General features: G+C 69.0%; 1 protein-coding gene (running past one end of the window). It reads right to left on the bottom strand.

Annotated elements, in window-relative coordinates; translation table 11 throughout:
• Nucleotides 1-22,001, bottom strand: the 5' portion of a protein-coding gene (locus ACWGI6_RS09890; protein ID WP_453267013.1) for a lonely Cys domain-containing protein. The gene continues 19,978 nt to the left of window position 1, outside the view; the window shows 22,001 of its 41,979 coding nt (coding positions 1-22,001); it begins with the start codon at nucleotides 21,999-22,001; the stop codon falls past the left edge of the window.
• Nucleotides 22,002-22,011: the final 10 nt, after the last annotated feature.

Here is a 22,011-nt window from a genome sequence, read left to right on the forward strand (position 1 = left end):
GCCAGCCGCTGCGCCTTCCGGTTCCGATGGAGCGGGCGGCGGGGCTGCTTCTCGTACGCGGACGGCCCGGCGGACGGATGGTCCAGGTCCCCGGCCTCGCCCGGGTCGGCGACGAAGTGCTGGTGTGCGGCGAGGCCGCCGTCGGAGGCATCCGGGATGTACGGGGCCGGCTTCTCCGACTCACGGCGGAGGCCCGGCTCTTGCTGGTACCAGGCGAGCTGCCGCTGGGCGGCCCGCTTGGCCTTGATGAACTCCCCGGTCAGCCGCTCGTAGACGTCGCGTTCGCGGGCCAGGTCCTTCAGATGGGCGGTCAGCCGCCGCACGGCCCCCTGGTAGCGGCGGACGAGGGCGTCGCCCTGTGCGGTCGGGTCGGCCGCATCGCTCAACAGGCTGTAGAGATCCTCGTAGTCGCGCTCCACGCGGATCACGGCGGCGTTGTGCGCCTGCCATGCCGTGCCGGACCGCGCGTTCAGGTCCTTGACGTGGTCGAAGGCGTCGGTCAGCTCCTGCGGGAAGTTCTGACTGCCGATGAGGTCGTGCTCACGCGCGAGCTCCTCCGGGACAAGGGCGACGAGGTCCTCACCGGAGGTGAAGGACGCGGCGGTCCGCTCCCCGCGCTCGGGGGACTGCGGGTATCCCCTGAAGAACCCGTGAACGGCGCCGGTGAGCCGCTTCAGCCGGCTGTTCTTGACCTCGGCCCGCACCTCCTGCCTCACCCGGGGGAAGGCGACGACCAGCCTGCGGACAGGCGCCTCCACGTTCCTGCTCTGGTTGCCGGTGACGTTCTCGGTCTTGCCGCCGCCGACCTCACCGGTTCCGATCGGCACGTTGTCGCTGGGGAAGGTGCTGCCGTCGGCGCCCGTGAAGGCCGGGTGCATGGAGACTGCGGCCCCGGTGTCGAGCCCGGAAAGCTCCTCCTTACCTTCCTTGGACTCCGCACCGCGCCGTTCGTTGTAGAAGTCCATGTCGTCCGTCGCCCAGAGGACCCGCGGCTTGGCCGCCTCGTCCGTTCGCCAGTGCGCCGTGACATCCCTCGCTACGGCCGAGCCGACGGCGGCCCCGTCGTGCTTCCGCAGGAACTGGAAACCCTTCTTGCTCAGCAAGGGCGATTTGTTGTAGCGCAGGAAGCGGGAGCTGCCCTCGACGGCCAGCTCCGCGGCCGGCATGGTGCCGTGCCGGGTCAGCGTGCCGTGGCCGCGCCCACGCCCGCGGGGGTCAAGGTGCCTGAGGGCCCGGCGCCGCCACGAAATCCCCTTGTCCGGCGCGGAGTCGGAGATCTGGGCGGACGGCTCCGTTCCGGGCGCTCCCGGCGAAGTGCTGGAGCTCGTGCGCACGCTCACACCGGTTATGCCGGGGCTGGAGGCGCCCATGGCGGTGTCGATCGCGGCGCGCGCGGCATCGTTCAGCCGCAAGGCGTTGGGCGCGTGCAGCACCAGGACGTTCTTGTCCTGCAGCATCTCGTCCCAGCGCCCCCCGTCATGACCCGACTCCTCTCGCTTCGGCACCTGAGTGACGGTGATCGGCGGCGGCGCGGGAACTGCCGGTTCAGACTGGTCCCCTTCGGCCGGCTCGGAGGCCGCCGACCCCGGTTCCTCCGCTTCGGGATCCGCCAGCATGAGCAGTGCCTCTGGCCACATTTCCGTGACGTGCCCGGCGGGGACGAGCACCACGGTGGTCTCACCGTTATCGCGCCGGTAGCCCAGCTCCAGCGTCGCTCCCGTATCGAACTCGTGGTGCACTCCATTGCTGGTGCCCACGGGTATGAAGTATTCCGTCTGCGAGTCGGTGACGGCCTTGGTCTTGGGGGCGCCGACGGTCCCTGCCAGGTTGCCGACGAGCAGATGTCCCTGGGGGGTGCCGTCGTCCGTGTTCGACGCGGTGCTGGGAATGCCCACCATGTTGAACAACAGGCTCTTGACCTGCTTGTACAGATGGGACTTCTGAACCTTGGTGACGTACCCGCCCTCCTTTTCGTGGGAGAGCTGGTGGTGCCGCCGCTTCGCGTCCTCGGGCTTGCCACGAACGACGCGGACCCACACCTCGCCGCTGACCGGGCCCCACTCGCCGGCGGCACGGATCGCGTTGCGGAACTGCCGCACCCGCATCCCCTCGGGGGTGGTGAGCTGGTCCCAGAAGGCGCTGACGGCACTCGGGTTGGTCAGCAGCTCGCGCAGGTAATCGCGCACGCCGCCCAGGTCCTTGATGCTCGAATCGGGCAGCACCAGGCCCAATCCCTGCTCCTGCAGCCGCAGGCTGAACTCGCGCAGGGCTGGGCCTGCGTCGATCGCCCCCCGTACCGACACGAAGAGCGGGCCGTTCGTCAACGGGCGCATGACAGCGGTGGGATCGATCTCATCCAGGCGCTTGAGCCTGCCCAGGCCGCCGTTGCTCACGAGCCCGAGCCTCTCGGCGTCCCGCCAGTCGTAGAGCTCGGCCCGCTCCTTGTCCACCACCCTCCCCGCGATGGCGGTGTCCCCGGCGGGACCGGAATGAACCGGCTTTATCCTGGCCTGAGCGACGTAGGCGGTGCGTTTCCACGTGGAACGCACCTGCCGACCGCCCTGCATGTCGGAGTCGTTCGTCGTGGCGGACCGACTGCTCGACGTGCCCTTGCCCACGGTCTTGTTGTAGAGGGTCGCCGAGGGCCCGCCGACGAGCGTGCCCGGCACCTTGTCAGGCGACGACGCATTGATGCCGACCGCTCCGGTCAATCGCGCCGAAAGGTCCCTGGTGCGCTGGCTGGACTTGCTGCTCTCCACGGTCAGGTCGCTCGTGTTGAACCGCTCGGTATCCAGGCCCTCGTCCACCACGTCCCAGACCCGGTGGCCGATGGACGAAGCGTGCAGCTCGATCTCGGCTTCACGCCCGAAGAATTGCCCCTTGACGTAAATGCGGGTGACGTCCACGCCCTCGCGAATCATGGCGTCCAGAAGACGAGTCCACTTGCCGTCGGTGAAGAGGTTCTCCACGCGTTGGCGTTCGGTGCCGCCCCCGAACTCCAGGGACCACCTGGTCTCATTCGGCGAGATCTCCGCCAGAAGCTTCGCCAGGAGATCGGCCAGGAGCTTTTCGTGGCCGAGCCAGAGATGGGTGCGGTGCACGCGCTCCGGGTCCGACACGGGGCGCTCGCGGAGATCCTTCAACAGCGCCAGCGCCTCGGAATCCGGCAGCCGCTGCGAGTCCAGCGGCGGCGACGCCGGCCCGTGCTGTACCTCCGGTACGGGACCCGGAGCCCCCACGGTGCGCAGGTTGTCCGGCATGAGGGCATCCGGATGGGAGATGAGCGCAGTGGCCTGCCACCGCAGCACGCCGTCGCCCCCGGGGCTGCCCAGCCGCTTCCGCTGCGGTCCCTTGCGGAAGGCCGAACGCGAAAGCAGCCTCAGCAGCGCCATCGGCTCCTTGGTGAAGTAGCTCTCGGCCTCCAGCTCCATGTCGACGGCGTAATTGTGCACCCGCGAGCCCGACACCAGCATGTGGCCGACTCCGGCCCTCATGCTGATCCCGCCTCCGCGGGTGCGGGAGTGTCCGTAGGTCCCGATGGCCCCCCCGGCGATCCGGTTCGAGGAAGTCACCAGCTTCGGGCCGGCTGCCCCGCCGAAGCCCAGCGACCACGACTGAGTGGTCTGCGAGCTCGTGCCGTGCTCACCGGAACCGCTGTTCCAGCCCCGGGTCTTCTGGGTCGGACGCACTCCCGCCCAGCGCGGCTCGGACCACTTCGTGGCCCTGATCGCCAGAACGAGGCTCTGCGTCCCGAGACGGCCGCGGCGGGAGAGGACTACGTAGTAGTCCCGCCCGTCGAACATCACACGCATCCGCGGATCGAATGCCACCGGCGACAGCATGGCCGACAGCCGCCCGCGGTTCCGCCGCGCACTGCCGGCCGCCCGGTACACGCGGTCGAAGCGCCGCTTGGCCTCCACCTTGGCGGGGGAAGGCAGGCTGGGAAGCTCCGCCCAGCCGGCACGGCCCTGACGGCGCAGATTGCGCACCGCCGCACCGGACTTGAGCAGCCCGGAGCGCATGCCCCAACGCGCCTCCCGCGACGCGTTGCGCACCGCCGCACGGGACGTGCGCAGCGCGGGCGAGACCCCGTGATGCGCCCGGTTGATTCCGCGCCGCATCCGTGAAGGCTGGGCCCTGACCATGGCCCTCACCCTCTCGTCCGGATGGCGCTCCAGCTCCCGGATAAGGGCCGTCACCATCTGGATCGCCAGCGGCTCCTCTTCGAGGGGCTCAGGGGCGGCGCCCTCCACCGGCGACTCCCGAGTCGCGTGGGCACCGCCGATGCCGCGGCTGCTCATCCTGGAGGCGAGTTTGTGAAGTCGGCTCCACCCGCTCCGCGGCTGCGACACAGAACCCCGGCTCGGGCTGCGTCGCGACGACGAGGCACCGGCCCCACCCACCGGTTCCGCTCCCTGCGAAGCGGCCAGCCTCTGGCGCTTGGCAGACGCAATCATCAGCCCGCGCTTCGGCTCCTCCCCGCTCCTCTGCGGCTGGTGCGGCCGGCCGCCGCTGATCTCCTTGGCCGCGACGAACAGACCCCTCTGATAGGCCATCGCCGCGAACGGATGCTCGCGCACCTCCCTCGGCAGCCGCTTCGGCCCCTCCGGCGGAGCACCGCCGTTCTCCACCTCAGGCCTGAGGTTCGCGTCCCAACCGCCCCACTCCCGCGCGTAGTCGAAAGGAACACGTACCTGGGCGCGCGCCCGGAAAGTCTGCTCGAGCTCCGCCGGATCGTAGTCCTGCGGGAGGCCGGCGACCTCGCGCGGCGGGTGGTATCGGACCTTCGCCCTCATGGGCACGTCGTACAGGGCGTGGACCTTGATGTTCTCCAGGCCGGTCCGCTGGTTGCCCGAGACCGTGCGGGAAGTGGCGTCGGTGCGGCTGGTGCTGAACGTGCCGCCGACCCCGAACTCCGCACGGAAGACGGGATAGTTCCACACCGGCCCGGCGAAAGCGGCGGGCGCGGCGCTCTTACCGGCCCCCAGGGTTCGCTTCACTTCCGTGCCCGTGTCGCCCACGGCGCGTGTCTTGTCGTCGTCGAAGAGGTCCTGCAACGTCCAGTGGCGGGGCTCCTCATCCGTGCCGCGGTCGTACTCCAGTGAGTAGCTGAAGTACCCCGCGTCACGGTTTCCCGCGCGAAGGGGACGGGTCTGCCCCTTGCTGCGGGTCAGATTCACCATCATCTCGCGCAGCGAGGGGAGCAGATCGAGGATGTCGTTGGCGCCCAGATGCTCGAACTCCACGCCACCGTACTCGTGCACCACCCGCAGCAGCCGGTTGACCACCACCGGGGGCAGAGCGAACTGGTCGGCGCTCACGTGGTCCGGCGTCACGTTCTTCGGCAGGCGCAGCTCCCGCGGAACCCCCAGGGGGCCTGCGGGCATCTGGCGCGCCATCCCGTGAGGGACCTTCCACTGGAAGCCGTAGCGCACGCCCAGCCGGATCGCGCCCGGCGACGAGTCTCCCGCCGTTGCCCGAGCGACCAGGCGGCCGTGCCCGTCCTGCTCGTACACCTCGGCGTCGACGACCAGATGGTTGGCGTAGGTACGGCTGTCGCCCAGGGCCCGCACCTCGCGGCTCCCGCTCGAGCGGTTGCTCTCCGCCGTTTCGCGCGTCAGCAGGTTGTAGCCACCAACGAATTTGGCCTCGCCCATGCCGGTGAACTCGCTACCCGGATAACTGCCGAAACCGATGGCGGGCATGCCGACCGGCCTGGACACACTGGTCTCGTGGAGCCCCACGGTGGTCCTGGTCCGGTCGGTGATCTTCCCCTCGAGCCGGTGCTCATAGCGCGTGTAGTCGCCGAAGTTCCGCGCCCTGACCTTCGCCAGTCGCCAGGTGCCGTCCTTACCGAGGAACCGCATCGGGAGGCCGTCGCCCACCGCACCGGGCTCCTCTTCGTTCTCCAACTCCCCAGGAGTGCGCGGAATGGAGGCGAGGAGCGCCTGCGGGCGCTCCCGCAGCTCGTTCAAGAGAGCGATGCGGAACCGCTCCACATCCTCCGAGTGGACGTCGAGCCTCGCGACGATGCCGTCGGCGACCTGCTCGGCCTCCCGCAGCTTGATCTGCGTCCCGCCGACGGTGACGGCGTGCCGCTCCAGGGCGCTGCCGTCCGCGAAGACCTGCTTCTCCCTCTCGGTGAAGACCGGGTCCAGGGGGCCGCCAGGGGTGATCCGGTAGACGTCGGTGACGGCGTCGCTGTCCAGCTGTGCGGAGGGCAGCGTCAAGTCCGCGAGCTGTACGGCCAGTTGGCCGTCATCGCCCGCGTACGCCTCCGGAGCGCCGTTCTCGTCGCGCGGCGCGTGCAGCACCTCGCGCTGCAGCTCGCGCAGATAATCCAGGACCCCGGCACGTATCGCGGCAGTCTCCTCCTGCGAATCCGCCGGATCGACGCCGGGGTTCAGCCGCAGCGTTCGCCGCACCGCGACGAACTCCGCCCACGCCCGCTGCTCCTCCCCCGTCAGGGCACGCGGCGCAGTCGCCGGCGCCTCCTCCGGCGAGACGTCGGGCACCGCCAGCAAGTCGCCGTCGACCCAGCCGGGCAGTCGGGGGTCGGGGCGGCCATGCGCACGGCGCAGCCGGGTGGCCTCGTACACCAACTCCCGTACGGCAGCGCTCGCTTCCAGGTCCAGCGGGGCCGTTGCGAACCTGACCCCCTTCTTGGGACGGGGGCGGTCCGGGGCGTCGGAGCGCGTCTCGCCGTCGGCGGGTGAGGCCAGTGCGCCGCGGCTGCCGGCGTCGGGGAAGGGGATGTGGACCGCGGGCACACCCGTGCTCGGGTCGTCGGGGATCAGATGGAGACCCGAGGCGTTCGCGGCCAGCGTGTGCTGGGCGGCGTTCGAGCCTGATCCGTCCATGCCCTCCAGGAGCGTATCGAGATTGCCGACCTTGCCGATCCATCCGCTGTCCCCGCGCAGCAGCGCCCCCGACGGTTCGTGTACGAAGTCGTCCCCGTAACGGATCCAGCCACGGGGGGAGAGGACCGTGCCCGACGGGAGGGTGATCTCTCCCGTGTCGGTGACCTCGTACGTCAGCGGTGTCGAGCGGGACGGTGAGGGCCGCAGATAGGTGAACGACAGCCCGGAGGCACCGCCCGTCGCCTCGGCAGCGCGGTGCGCCGGCATCTCGATGACGCCTGCGGACCGCGGTTCGGAAACGGTGAGTTGAGCGCCTATGGGCCACTGCGCCGCGAGCGGGTCGATCCCGGTGTCCGGGGAACCGCCGCGCATGCGAAGGCGGCTGGGCATGGAACGCCGGCGGCCGTGACCGTCGGTGGTCTGCGGGGGCCGCGCGGTGCGCCGGTCGTCGATCTCGACGGTCGCCTCACGTCCGTTGGCGCCATCCTCTGCCACCTGCTCGGTCTGCAACCTGGGGGCCGGAATGTCGTCCATCGTCAGGTGCGGCCCGGGCTCCCCGTCTTGCATGTCGGAGAGGTGCTTGGCGAGGTTGTCCCAAAGGCCCCGGATGACGGCCTCGGCACGCCGCTGGGGCCGGTCGTCCGGCACTATCCCGGCCAACAGACCGAGGCTGGTGTTGGCCCTGCCGGTGACGGTGACCTGCGGCATGGCCAGGTCATGGTCCTTGTTCCACAGCGCGATACGCGAGAGCGCGAGCCCCAGCCTGTTGATCCGCCAGTCCTGCCCCTGCAGTTCGTGGGAGTTGTGGTCGAAGCGCACGGAGGTGTGCAGCCTGAACGGAGTCTGCCCGTGCAGCACCACGGCCGTGAACGCATTGACCACGGAGGGGCCGCCCTCGGCCGACAGCCCGCTGTTGTACTCGTGGAATGTCTCTCCGGGCCGGCGGCTGTACATCTCCAGGCGCCACAGATCGGTGGCGGGCACGAACGGTGCGGCCCGCTCGATCTTCTTCATCGCCGCGATGTCGGCGCTCTTCGACGCGGCCATCGCCTCGGCATACGCCGGGTTCTCGCGGGTAAAGGGGGCGAGGCGGGCCCTCATCCGGTGGGAGACGAGCAGCGCCTGCACCATGTCGAGGCGCTTCCGCAACGAGTCGGCTCGGTCCTCGTCGCCGTTTCGCTCTGCGTCATCGATGTCCTGCTCCAGGGCGTCAGCCATGTTCAGCAGCCGCGGCTGGTCCGTGTCGCGCAGGTTGTCGTCGAGGACTTGGTGCATCATGTGCTCGCGCTGCCTGCCCTGCGCGAAGTTCTCCAGCGTGACGTGGTGGTTGCCGTCCTCGCTGGCCAGGACAACCTGCGCGAAGTGGTAGCCGAAGTGTCCCCCGGGCGGGTCTTCGGGGAAGGTGTAGTTGCGCTGGAAGTCCTGGATCCCACGGGCGTCGATGGCGCTGATGCCCTGGATGACATAGCCCTCACCGACCCTCGGCCACGCGAACTGGTTCACGCCGACCGCCTCGGCCGCCGTGTCGAGCGGCTCTCGCAGCGAGTTGCCCTCGGTGGGGTCGAGGGCGGAACCGTACTCCGCGCCGGGTGTGTAGGCTCCGGCCCGGCCACCGACGCGGCCTTGGTCCCGGGCCGCCCAGGAGGCCATCCACGAGGGGGCCGCCGTCTCCGGGGGCAGCCCTCCGCGGGCAATCCCGGCGAGCGCATGGGCTACGTGGTGTGTGCCGGTGATCTCCCAGCCGTCCAGGCCGTTGATAGAGGCGGTGGCGGGGCTCCCTCCGTCCGGGGTGCGGAAGACCATATGGGACAGCGGAGCGCGGTTTCCGCCGGCCACTTCCTGGGCGAAGTCGCGGCAGGCTTCGTTCTGTGCCCGCCCGTCGGGTGTGTGGAACTCGGGCCCGACGGCGTACAGCGGCTCGCTTTCGGAGCCGTCGGGCTTGTGCAGGACGAGGGCCTTGGACATGTCCTGCTTGAGGCTGACCCCGGCGCCGGAGTGGGACAGTTGCCGGGCCGCGTTCGTGACCGCCTTGCGGGTGGCGTACACCCGCTGGTTCCTGGTCCGGCCGCCTCCCTCGGACCCGAGCAACGCGATCGTGTAATCCCCGGAGATCCGCAGCGGAGGCCGTGCGGAACCGGTGACCGTCTCCCATCGCTGAGTCGGCTCGTACAGGTTGCCCAGCAGGGTGCCACTCGCGTCGAACAGGTCCGCCCGAGTCAACGAGTTCATCGGCGGCACGTGGGACAGCACGTCGTCACCCGTGCGATCGATCACGTGGTAGTCGTGCGTGATGAACGGCCGGGGCTGGATGGGGCCGTGCGGCGCCGGGAAGGCACCGGCGTCCTGCGTGCCGGCGTCGTCGTCGGGCCCGAACGCCTCCATCCCGAAGACGAACCCGGTCGCGTCGCCCGGATCGCCGTAGCGGGACGGGACCGTGCCCAGACCGATCGTGATGGTGTCCTCGTCGCTGCCGGGACCACCGTCTCGCACCGGCGGCCGGGCCCTCAGGGCGTACTCCAGATAGAACGGGTCGTCCTCGTCGTCGCTCTCCTCCGACGACGAATCCTCGGATGAGGAGCCCTCCTCCGGAGCAAACGAACGAGCCGATGCGAGCGCTTCCTCCAGATAGAACGGGTCGTCCTCGTCGTCGCTCTCCTCCGACGACGAGGCCTCGGATGAGGAGTCCTCCTCCGGAGCAAACGGACGAGGAGCCGGCGAGAGCGCTTCCTCCAGGTAGAACTGGACGTCCTGGTCCTCGCCCGATGTCTCCGACGACGAGTAGACGGAAGACGGCGAGTCCGGCCGTGCGAGCGAAGCGTCCGGTCGCGCACTCGGCTCCGGACTGAAGAGGATGGGGACTTCCTCCTCGGAGTTCCCCCACGACTCACGGGAGCCGGCAAAGCGGACGCCCTCGCGCAGGTTGTCGTCGTCCGCCTCCAGCGCCCACTGGATCACATCCAGGACGTGGTCGGGCTCGACCCCCTCCGGTGCGGGTGTTCCGAGCATCCCGCGGATCAGCTCCCCGGCGCCGAGGTTCTGCCCCTCCATGCGTGCGAAGTGCACCAGCCGCCTGCCGGCATCCAGCAGGTCGTCGCGGAACCAGCCGTCCTCGATCGGCCTCCCGAGGAGGTCGGTCAGCCAGTCGCCACCGCCCTGCCCGCGCCCGTCCGCTGCCTCATCCGGTGCATGGCCGCCCGGCAGACCGTCGTGTGACTGCCCGACGCTGCCCGCGGGCGGGACCCTGCCCTCGCGCTCCTCGAGATCTTTGATCATCAAGCTCTGCGCGATGGCCCACGCGCGCCTGGGCAGATTCGTCTTGTCCGAATCGCTGAGTTCCGCGTCCTCCGCGACCACGGTCGCCATGTCCACGCGAGCCTCCGGCCAACCGTGGGTGGCGAGTTCGCGCTCGATCTGGCCTGGCAGGTATTCGGCTTCGAGGGGGGTCAAGTGACCGGTGTCGCCCAGCGGGTAGCGCGGACCGGTCCTGGCCGACGTAGTCGCGGGCCGCCTCACCAGCGCCGCGACATCGCCGCCCTGCGGCGCCGCATTCCCGGTCTCGGCGGCCGGTTCACCTGACGTTTCCGGCACATGGAGATACGGGACATGGACCGCTATCTCGCCACCGGGGTACGCGGGAACAAAGTAGACCTCGGGACGGCCCTCCTCAGAAGGGACCGTCAGCAGGCGGTGCGGCCGCGACCGGGGGTCGAGTTGAGACAGCGCCTCTTCGAGCGCATCCCAGTTGTCGATCTCCACGATCGCGCCGCTGTCGCCGAGCAGCAGAAAACCGCGTCCGTGTACACCTTGAACGAAGTCGCGCCGCCCGAAACCGACCCACCCCTCCGGCGACAGCTGCACACCGTCGTGCAGCCGCACCCGGCCGTCGTCATGGAGCTGATAGCCAGGCGCCGAACTCCCCTCGGGAAGGGTGATCTCATGCCACTCCGCAGGGGCCTTGCCCTTCCCGGCACCGGCATTCCGCGCTATGTCCCCCGTCGGCACCGGGAAACGGAGCCCTGGCCGCGGTCCCTCCACCGTGATCCGAGAACCGACCGGCCTCCCGGCCCACCCGGAGTTGACACGCGTCCCCGCCGAACCGCCGCGGGCCGAGGTCTTCGGGAGGGCAGGAACCTCCTCGAGACCGGCCAGCACAGACTGGACATGACGGCTCTCCAGCCGGCCCTCGCTGACCGCCTGACGCAGCACATCAGCAGGCTGCGCATGGGTCAGCCACTCTACCGCCGCCTCAAAAATCGGCCTCGTCTCGGAACCCGTCCACGAGGCCCGCTCGTTCAGAAGCTCCAGCAACTGCCCCACGTCAACCGGATCGCCCGCCACAACCTGCGCGAACCCCCGGGCGAAATGCTCCTCAAGCTCCTGCACGTAATCGGGATGCACACCCGAAGCCGCCGCCGACGCACCCTGCGTCGGCGCACCGCCGCGCATCCGCAGCCGCCTCCCGGACCCGAGCTGCGCCGGTGAGCCGGCCCTGTCTGCCGGTCGTCCCTCGGCATCCCCCACGGACTCGGCGTGCGCTTCGGCCGGGTTGCCGTCCTGATCCAGCTCGATCGACCGGAAGTCGGAGCCCGCCTGCGGGAAGGTGTCGGTCGCCTGCCCGATGTGCGGGTCGAACTCGTCGGCACCGAAGGAGAAGTCCCAGCCCACCCGGTCGAGTTCGGTCCAAAACGACGAGTCATCGTTGAGGTTGGTATCACCGCCACCGAAGCCGAATCCGCCAGGCCTCCCGTCCGCACCGAGGGCGAAGTCCCAGTCCACCGGAGTGGCTTCGGGCCAATGCTTGTCACCATTGAAGCTGGTATCGCTGCCACCGGAGTCGACATCGCCAGACTGCCCGTCCACGCCGAGGGCGAAGTCCCAGTCCCCCGGCCCCTCCGGCAAAAACGACGAGTCACCGTTGAAGCTGGTATCGCCGCCACCGGAGTCGACATCGCCAGACTGCCCGTCCACGCCGAGGGCGAAGTCCCAGTCCCGACCGAGCTCGGGCCAAGACGACGAGTCACCGGCCTCGACACCGGCATCACCGCTACCGAGGTAGATATCACCAGACTGCTCGTTCTCGACCGAGCCGGTCGACGGGCTCGCTCCGACGTGCGGACCCGAACTGCTGGAGGACTCGCCGACGAGCGGGGGAGCCACAGCATCGCTCAGCGCTGCCGGCTGCCGTTCCTCACCGAGGGGGGACTGGAGGCCCGGACCAGCCACGCTTTCGCTCAACCGCCCCTGCGCCAGCAGGCCGGCCTCCATGGCCTGCAGCCGAATACTCTTCACCCGCTTGACGGACTCGGGGGCCTTCCTCTTCCAAATATCGCTTCTACTAATCCCCGCCGCGCGGCCCGCGTCGGCATCACTCGTCCCCGGCCGCTGCATCGATACCCAGAATATTATCCACATGACGGGATTGATGGCTTCTGTCCCCCGCCGTTGGACGGGGGGCTCAGGGACCACAGCCAGTTCTTCCGCCGTGGGCCCGAGCGTGGCCAGCTTCGCCCGCCCTTCATCCCTGAAGGTGCCCGCGTCAAGCACTTGCTGCGCCCATGAGACTTGTTGTGTGGGCTGCTCTTGAGTGGGCGCTGCCGGCTGCCGTCCCCCACCGGAGGGGGGCTGGAGGCCCGGACCAGTCACGATTTCGGTCAACTGCACCTGCGCCAGCAGGTGGGCCTCCATGGCGTCCTTCCGCTCCCGCCGGTTTTTTGCCACCGGGTCAGCATCCTCGGCGGGGACCCTCGTTTTCCAAGATTTGGCTTTCCTTTCCCCAAGCCCCGCCGCGCGGCCCGCAAGGGCATCGCTCGTACCCGGCCGCTGCATCGAAACCCAGAATATTATCCACTTGACGAGGGGATGAATGGGTTCTGCGGGTTCTGCCTGACGGAAGTCAAAGTCATGGATCCCCTCAGGGGGCCGAGGGACCGCAGCCAGTTCTGCCGCCGTGTGCCTGAGCGCGGCCAGCTTCGCCCGCTCTTCATCTGTGAGACTGCGCGCGGCAAGCACTTGCTGCGCCCAGGAGTCTTGGTGTGTGGGCTGCGCTTGGTTGGTCTCGCCGGCGGCGGGGGCGGTATCGCCTGACTGCTCGTTCGTGGTCAAGCCGGTCGACGGCCTCGCTCCGAGGAGCGGGGGAGCGACAGCATCGCTCTCGAGCAGCCTCACACCTGCGTACATCCTCGCGAGCCAGGACCCTGCAACCTCGACCGTCTGATGCGGAGGCTTCAAGGTGTCGTCCAGCACCGCGTAGAGGTGGGCGACATCATCGTTATCGAGAGTGAGTGGCTCGCTGCCTCGCCCACGCCGGGCGAGCACCTTGTTCGCTTCATCCTTCAGACCGTCGCGCGTCCCCTCATCGAGAACGCCCTCGCTCGCTTCCCCACCTCCCAGATCTTTTCGCCTTACCAGCTCCCACATATGGCCGGTCTCCAGGGTTTGCTGCGCAATCCGGGCCGCCTCGACAATGCCGACATCCTTCTCCCTATTTTCCTGGTAAACCTTATACAAAATCCAATTCTCTCGGGCCTCCTTCCACCTGGAGGGCATAATTCCCGTATCTATGATCACCTCGCCAACGGCGTCGTTGAAGTCAGCCTTTTCCCTTTCCACTACCATGTGCGCGAACCGTGCCAGCCGAATGGCGTCCACCCATTTTACAATCGCATGGTTGCGACTAATCCACTTTGCGGCGTTACCACGATTAGTATCCGCTCCGAGAGCCGCCTGATGAGTCGTAACTCCAACCTGCTGCCTCAACGCCCAGAATGTTATCCACTTGGCCTCACCAGATTTTTTTCCTTTTTCGGGCACAGGCTTGGGGGGTACCGCAACCAATTCTTCACGCCTGGGCTTATTATTTTCTGCATCCCATATCTTGGCGGTTTCCTCGGACATTCCCATGATCTGGGCCGCCTGATCGAAGTACAGTACTTTCCTGAGAAGCCTGTATTTTTTCTGCTGCTCGGACAGCGTTCGCGGGAATTGCCGGTCTGCCTTAATATCCTCAAGCCACACCCTGGCGGTGATCAAGGAGATATCCATCTCCTTGATCACCTCTGCAAGGCGGGTATCCTCCGCACGATCCACGAGTTGCATCTGCCGAGATTCCACAAACCTCGCACGTTGCTCGGCAAGGTGCTCCGCCTCAGAATCATCCGTGGAAGAACCCACATCCGGTATTTCCACGTCGGCCGGGGTTAGCTGCTGAGGCGCCCGTCCGTCGTCCACGATGATCGGATTCCTACGGCCGCCTGGAGTGAACCTGTAGTTGTCGGTGACACTGTCACTTGCCAAGTGGGCTGCATCGGACAGACTTACCGCCTCATTTTCCTGCGCCGCACCGGGCAGTTCGAACCTGACCCGCTTGGAACGAGGGTCGTCCAGAGCAGCGGGGGCGGGCCGGGCCCCAAGGCTGCTGCCGTATCGGTGGGCTGCTGTGGCCGGGCCGGGGCCGCCCTTTTGTGCTTGGTCCAAGTCGCCCTGGGTCCCGCCCAGCTGCGTGAACACCTGGCCGGGAGCCACACCCATTTCCTCAGCTATCAGCCGCTGCGCGATGAGCCGGCCACGACCAAGGAGATTCAAGCCCAGATACCGGTTCCCGCGCCCCGCGGCCTCCGCGTCCTCCGCGGCAAGCTCCTCGTGCCACGCGAGTACGGTCGCCAGCCCCATGAACGGGACGTCCCCCGCGACGGAGCCGCGGACCCAGCCCCGGACCGCCCCCTCCAGAAACTGGGCGTACTTGTACAGGCTCTGCGCGATGGCCCGGCCTCGCTCGCCGTCATCCAAGCTCAGATAGGAGTCCCCATGCTCCGCCGCAAGCTTCCTGTGCTCCGCAATCACGGTCTCCAGTTCCACCCGCACCGGCCGGACGGCCCTCGATGCGGAGACGCGGAAGGCACCGTTGACCTTCTCCAGCAGGACCTGGGCCTCATCCTCTGACAGGTGCCCGGTGTCACCCAGCGGTTGCTCCGTGCCAGAGCTCGCGGACGAGACCGCCGAACTCCCCGCGGACGCCGAAACGTCGCCCGCCTCCGGCGAAGCAGAGTTCCGGGTCTCGGGACCGTTGACGACGCCGGTCTGCTCACCCTCAGGCGTCGATCGGGATTGCGGGTCGCGGATCAGCTCGTGGGCGAGCTCGGTGGCGGGGATGTGGCTGCCGCGCAGATACTCCGCGGCGATAAGATCGACAACGTCCTCGACGCGAGGAACGACGCCCCACGGGTTCTCGTCCGGCGCCACCTGGTGGATGCGGTTCCCCACCAGTTTTCGCGCCTTGTCAAGCGCCTCCGCCCGCCGATCGACGGGCAGCGACGGGTCGTTGAGCTTGCGACGGGCCTCCTCGTGGTCGAAACGCCGCAGCCTCGGGCTCTGCGCGCGGGCAGGAGCAGGCGCCGACTCCCCCGCCTCGGCACCCGCTCCGTTTCCAGCGTCGCGCCCCCTCAGAGGCCCGGCCTCGGGCTCGGGGTCGTGTACGGCCTGGTCGGCCGGCCGGTCCGGCTGGTGACCGTGCGGCTCGCTCTGCGTCTCCGGGGGCGCCCCGGTCTGCGACTGGTCCGAAGTCTGCGAGGTCTGCGAGGTCTGCGTCGGGCTTGGCTGCTCCGACGGCGCGGGGTCCTCGATGGGTTCGGGCGCCTGGAGTTGCGTAGCGCTGCTGTTGCCCGGGTTCAGGTGGAACGCGTCTCCACCGGAGTCGCTGGAGTGCCCTTGGATGTCCTTGAAGGTGGCGGGACGTTCGTATCCGGCACCCTTCTTGTGGTGCGGCTGAGGCATGCCTGCAAAACGTGCCGGGCCACCGGGGCGGCTGTCCTTGTAATCATGCAGACGCTCCGTCGTGCCATACGGATCGTTCTGCGGCCCACCGAGGAACTGCGGATCCTCCTCCACAAATTCGGGCGCCCTCGACCCCGCACCCCCCACACCTACAGACCCATCGCCCTCGGCCTCGGCGTCGGCCTTCTCCTGGGCCCTCTCCTCAGCACGCTTGTCCAACCGCTCCTTCGTGCCATAGGAGTCCTTCAACTGCCCCCCAAGACGCCGCTCAGGCTCAGCCTTCCCCGCGGTCCGGGCCCTCGCCTGGGCCTTCGCCTCGGCATCGGCCTCGGCCTTGGCCTTGGCCTCGCGGTGGGCGTCCAGCTGCTCCCTGGTGTGGTGGGGATCGTTCGGCCGTCCCCCAAGACGCCGCTCGCCGTCCCCGAGGTCCGAGGGGTCGCTCCGGTCGTCGGCGTGCGAGGTTCCGCGATCCGCGGTGTCGGTCTCCGGTTTCGAGTCCGTTTCCGGGGTGGTGTGGACCGGCTCCTGCTCGGCCACCTCGCCGTGCGGTTCCGTCTTCTCGGCAACCTCGGCAACCTCGGCACCGGCGGTCTCGGTGTCGGCATGGGAGGTGGTGGCAGCGGGCTCGGGCTCTGGGTCGCGTCGGGGGAAGTCGAGCACGGGCGGAGCCTCGTGCTCGCCCTTTGCGCCCGGCCCGGATGCACCACTGTCGCGGTGCAGCCCCTCAAGGTAGCGGGCGAACTGGGCATCGAGGGCCTTGAGTTCACGCGCCTTACCCGCACGGAACGCGGCGTAGAACTTCGCCCGCCACTCGGCCACCTCGGTGGGCGGGGCGTTCTTGGCCTTGGCCCGCCCGGCGAGTTTGGCGGCGCGCTTGGCGGCGGCCTCCTCGTTGGTCTTGGGGTCCTTCGTCTTCGGGTCGTGATCGCCGCCGCCCGAGGTGGAGTGCTCCTCACCCTCAGGGGACTGAGACTCGTGGGTCTCATCGATGACGGAGGTACCGGGACCGTCTGACGCCCCGCCGCCACCGGGCTCGTCATCCCTGCCACCCAGCCGCGGGCCACCGGAGCGCGAGTTCATGCCACCCGGCTCAGAACCGTCCCTGCCGCCGGGCTCGCCCTGGCGGTTGAGGATGTCCTCCAGGGTGACCGGCTTCTCACCACCAGCCCCGCCGCCGGCGCCCTCGCCGTGGCCGCTTCCGGTCAGGGCGTCGCCGTCACGGCTTCCGCCCCCACCGAGTCCGCCGTCGGTCCTACCACTTCCACCACCCGTACGCGTCCCCCCACCCGCAGCGGTACCGCCACCGGAAACGTGCTCCTCCCGCGGCTCGGTGCCCAGCAGTGGAATGTCCTTGACCGGCACACCCTCACCGGACAGCTGGTGAAGGCGGGCCTGCCACTCCCTGTCGACCCTGGCAAGGTCCTTGCCCTCGCCCGACCGGAGCGCGGAGGCGAACCGCGCCCGCCAGCCCGCGGCTTCGGGCGGCGACATACCGCGATCCTCACCCGTGCGTACGATCTCCTCCGGCGTCCGGCTCCCCGCACGGCCACCCAACCCGCCCTGACGGCCACCGCCCGCACCCGACTCACCCAAGCCGGACTCGCCCTCACCGGTGCCGTCCTTGCCGGTGCCATCCTTGCCGCCCGAGGCGCCGCCACCGGAGTTGGTGCCGGCCTCGGGCTCGGCCCCCTGGCCACTCTTCGGCGCGGTGACGCTGTCGCCGTGCAGGTCGGAGGCGTCCTTGCCCTCCAACTGCGAGACCCGCGCGTCGAATTCGGCGTTCAGCGACTTGACGGAGTTCGTGTTGCCCGAACGCAGCGCGGAGACATACTTCGCCCGCCAGCCCGCCGCCTCCGGCCGCGACATGCCGTGCTCCCGCCCGTACCGGGCGATCTCAGCACCGCGCTCCTCCGGCGACATCCGATCCAGACTCGACAGCCGCTGCTCCCACTCGTCGTGGAAGTCGGAGATCCTGCCCAGTCCGCCGGAGCGGTGCGCGCCGGCCGCCTCGCTGCCGGCCTCCGTTGCCTCGTGGCCGGTCAGGCCATGCTCCTGGCCCTGACGCGTGATCTCCGCGCCCCACCGCTCGGGCGGAAGGTCCACGTGTTCGCCGTTGGAGTGGACCTCGCCGACGCGAGCGTCCAAGGCCGACTCCACGTCCTTGATGCGCGCGTGGTCCCGGGACTGGTGTGCGTCCTTCACCATGGACTTCCAGCCGGCGACCTCCTCCGGCGGCATGCCGTGCTCCCTGGCGTGCTTTCCCCACGCCTCCGCCCACTGATCCGGAGTGACCCGGACGCCCTCCTGCCCGGCTTCGGGCAGCCGTCCGCTCGCCTCGTCCCAGCTGTCGTGGAACGCCGACACCCTGTCGATGTCGCCGGAGCCATGCGCGTCGTCGGCGGCGGCGCGCCATTCGGGGATCTCATTCGGCGGCATGCCGCGGTGGAATGCCTCGTCGGCGATCTTGTCGCCCCAGCGCGTGGACGGCAGGTCCAGGTGCGCGCCCTCGCCCCGGATGTCGCCCAGCCGCTCGCCCAGACTGGACTCGACGCTGTGGACGAGATCGGGGTTACCCGACTCATGAGCACCCTTGACCAGACCCGACCACTGATGGGCCTCCTCGACAGGCATCCCCTGCTCCTGGCCATGCCTGGACCAGGTGTCGGCCCACTGGTCCGGCGTGACCCCGGAGCCGCTGCCCTGCGGCCGCGGCAGGCCAGACTTGTGCTCCTCCCACCTGTCCTGGAAGTCGCGGACGGCCTCCGGATTGCCGGAATCCTGGGCGTTGTCGGCCTCGCGCCGCCACGGGGCGATCTGCTCCGGCGTCATCCCGCGCTGATGCGCCTCGTTGGCGACCTCATCGCCCCTACGCCCCCGCCCGGAAAGCTCCACGTGCCGGTCGCCGCCGCGGATGTCGCCGATGCGCTTGCCGAGGCTGGACTCCAGACTGTGCAGAGCGACGGGATTGTCGGACTCGTGTGCGCTCTTGATCAGGCCCGACCACTGACCGGCCTCCTCGCCCGACATCCCATGCTCTTGGGCATGCCTGTTCCACGTCTCCCCCCATTGCTTCGACGTGAGCGCCGGATCGCCGCCCTTGGCCGACGGCAGCTCGTCCCTCTCTCCGTCCAAACGCCCGTGGACGTCCTGCACCTTGCGGATATCACCCGAGGCGTGTGCCTCAATAGCCTCCGCCTTTACCCTGTCGACCTCCCCCGGCGGCAGCCCGCGCTCACGGGCCTGGGCAGCAAACCTCTCGCCCCACAACTCCGGCGGGAGATCAAGAGCCGTCCCGGCATCAGACTTCGACCACTCACGCAACCGGTCCCACCCGTTGTGGAATGCGCGCACCGTGCCGATTTCACCCGAGGTGTGGGCGTCGAAGGCGTCCTTCCGCAACCGGGCAACATCCTCCGGCGGCAGACCCAGCCGGTGGGCCTCATTCGCGACCTCGTCAGCCACCTTCGACGGCGACCGGTCGATCGCCAGCGCATCGGCACGGGGATCGTGCGACGCATCGAAGTCGAAAGACCGATCACGCCCAGGCGAGGGCCGGGGCACCGACCGGCCCGGCTCCCGCGGCGGCAACCCGCTCAAAGCACTGTCGAAGTCCTCGTGCGCGGCGCTGATCTGCCGTACGTCATGGGAGTCGTAGGCCTCCTCGAACCGCTGATGCCAGCCCGCCTCGTCCCCCACCGGCATCTCGCGCTCGCGGACCTTCTCATTGATCCACCGGTCACGCTGCTCGCGACTGCCGAACGCCACCCGACTGCCCTCGTGCGGGCCGAGTTCGTGCTCCTTCGGCGGCTCGATGCGCCAGTGCCCCGCGAGCTCTTCCTCCCAGCTCTTCTCCAGATCCCCGATACGGTCCTGGTCCCCGGACCGGTGGGCGGCATCCAACTGCTCCTGCCAGTCCGTCGCCTCCTTATGCGGCATGCCGCGGTCCTTGGCATGCCCCGCCATCTGCTCGAGACGCTCCGGCGAACGCGCCCCGAACTCCTCACCCTCCGCCGGACCATGAGTGCCGGCACCCTCGTCCTCGACTCCGGTAGCGCCTCCCTCACGCCCACCGCGCGTCTCGAAGCCACCGCGCACATCAGACGCACCCGAGTGGGCCTCAGCACCCGGCCCGGTGTCCTTCCGCCCCCCACGGGCCGAATTCCCCTTAGCCGGAGACGAGAGCTTCGACTCCCCACCCACAGAAGACACAGACGTTGCATCCGTCGCAGAAGACGACTCACGGGGCAGCGAAGACGTCCCCTCAGGCACCTCCGTCACGGAGGAGTCGCCACCCGTACGCCCGCCCTGGTCAACAGAACGGGACGAGGCGGACTTCGCCGGACCGGACGAGGCGTTGCCCTCGGAGGCGACAGGACCATCCTGCGACCTCGACGGCCCCTGCGGCTCCTCCTCGTCCGCCTTCTTGCCGCCGCGGGACGGACCGGCGGACTCCTTGTCCTTGGCACCGCGGTGCGGCGTCTCCACCGGGGTTTTCGTCTCGGACGCGGACGGCTTACCGCCGCCCGACCTGGACTCGACACCCCCGGGCTTGGACTCGGGCTGCGGCGCTGTCGCAGCCTGCGGCGGCTCGCTGCCCTCCTCCGGCCGCGGCTGACCACCTTCGTTCTCGGTCCGGCCGGAGTCAGTCTTCCCCCCCGAAACCTTCTCAGCGGGCCGCCCGCCGGACGGGGCACCCTCATCACCCTTTGTCCCGCTCCCGCCCCGAGAGCCGAGGACCGGCTCCGCGTCGCTGGGCCGCCCCGGGTTGGCCCCCGAACCACCCACCTCCGCTAACGTGTTCTCGCCGTCGCCCTCCTGAGAACCGTGCTGCGCAGAACTCGACTTGTTGACCGCGCCATCAGGCTGATTCCGCCCCGGAACGACCGGCGCGGGCTGTTCGGGCTGCTTCTCGGCGCTCCGGCCTCCCCCGCCCCCAGCCGCGTTCTCCTGCTTCACGGGAGGGTTCACAGGATTGGACTTGAGCGGGTGGGGATGATCCACGGAGGGACCGGACTCCACCTCGTGGCCCCGGTCCTGACCCGTTGTGCTCGGCGTCGACTGATTCGGGTCTTCCTTCACCGGCGGCGGCGCCGGGCGCGAGCCGTCCTTGCCCCCGGGCGGTGTCGCTCGCGGCGAACCGCTGCTCCTGTTGTTCCAGCCCGTCAGCTCCGGGGGAGCCTCGGTGGCCGGCCCCTGCCGCCCCGCCTTTACCTGCGCAGAGTTCCCCGCCTTGGCGTTCGGCGTCTGACGCACACCCGCCGGCGAATGGGAAACACCGGCATTCTGCGGGTCCCCATGCCCGGTCTTGCTGGGCCCCCGGCCGGGCGAGAACGGCGTCCTGGACTCATGCACGGTTGCCGTGTGACTACCGCTGCTGTGCGAGGTCGGTGACTCGGGCCCCTGTGCGGCCCGCCCCCCGCCAGGAGCCTCCTGCGTAGGCGACTTACCGGGCCGGTCAGTTAGAGGGAAGCCCTTCCACGAGGTTCCCCCCTTGCCCAAACCGTTCTTGCCCACCTTGGGTATGGAGCCAGGGTCGAGGCCGAGTCCCTTGCCGCCAGGCCCATCCGGCACATGGGAAGGCCCGGCCCCTGTCCCGGACGAGTTCTTCGCAGAGACACCCCCACCCCCGCCGACCGAGGGCACGTCTATGCCCTTACCCGGCCAGGAATTGGACTTGCCCCACAGGTTCTTGGGTCCGCCAGATTCCTCCCAGAAGGCAAAGGGCCCCACCATCGCCCCGGTCGCCGCGCCCAGACCGATGAACTCGCCTTCCTGTTGCCAGTTGATCTCGTAGCCGGTGCCGGTGATGGCACCGATCAGCTCCCCGATGGCGATGTCCTCGGCGAGCGTCGTGGCACCGCCCAGAACCGCGCCGCCCGCGAAACCGATCGCGCCCATCCCGACGCTGCCCACCCGCTGGGCGAAGCTGGAGACTGCCGCCCCAATCCTGGCGATCAAATTCGCCAGGCTTGCCACGACTTCAGCGATCCTGGCGACGAGAGCAGCCAGCATCATCGGCGGCACCAAGAGGACAAAGCTGAAGATCAGCCCGAGAATGGATGCCAGATCCGACGCATTCTCCTGCTCGGCCATCTCCTCGGCCTGCTTCTTGAGCTGATTGCCGTACTCGTTGATCGACTCACCGATCTTCCAGGCGACGGTGGCAGCGCGATAGATCTTTTTACCCAGCACCGTCCAGGCATGATGAGCCGCCGTACCCGCCTCACCCGCCAGCCCAAGTGCCTCCACACTGCCCTCAGGCGACTTGAAGGCACGCTCGTAGACGGTGTCGCCGAGCTCGATCCACATGTTGCCCAGCCCGTAAATGGCATCGAGGTCGATACCCTTGAGCTCGTCCTGCCAAGTCGCCATGGGTCTCTAT

The sequence above is a fragment of the Streptomyces sp. NPDC054786 genome, from assembly GCF_053611685.1.